Genomic DNA, 354 nt, shown 5'->3' with positions numbered 1-354 from the left:
TTTAGATTGATACTTGCATTCATATCTCGATCGTGATGTGTGCCACAAGAAGGACAATCCCATTCACGTAGGTTGAGATTCTTAACGTCTTTGTTTTGGTAACCGCAAACTGAACATAATTGAGAGCTTGCAAAGGTTTTAGACACAGTTACTACCTGTTTGCCATACCACTTTGCTTTGTATTCTAACATCGTTCTAAATTGCGACCATGATACTTCACGAATTGCTTTCGCTAACTTACGGTTCTTCAACATATTTGACACTTGCAAATCTTCCATACCAATGATGTCGTGGTTTTTGACAATGTAAGTAGAGATTTTTTGCAAATAGTCTGTTCTTGCATTCGTGATGTTC

General features: G+C 37.6%; 1 protein-coding gene. It reads right to left on the bottom strand.

Annotated features, from left to right (window positions below; all coding sequences use genetic code 11):
* A partial coding sequence (locus tag MR059_RS21560) for an RNA-guided endonuclease TnpB family protein (RefSeq protein WP_242162034.1) occupies window positions 1-354 on the bottom strand: 354 nt, incomplete at both ends.

The organism is Bacillus cereus group sp. BfR-BA-01522, assembly GCF_022662635.1.
In the GTDB taxonomy this organism is placed as follows: Bacteria; Bacillota; Bacilli; order Bacillales; family Bacillaceae_G; genus Bacillus_A; species Bacillus_A cytotoxicus.
This window is presented reverse-complemented; position numbering and strand designations above follow the sequence as displayed.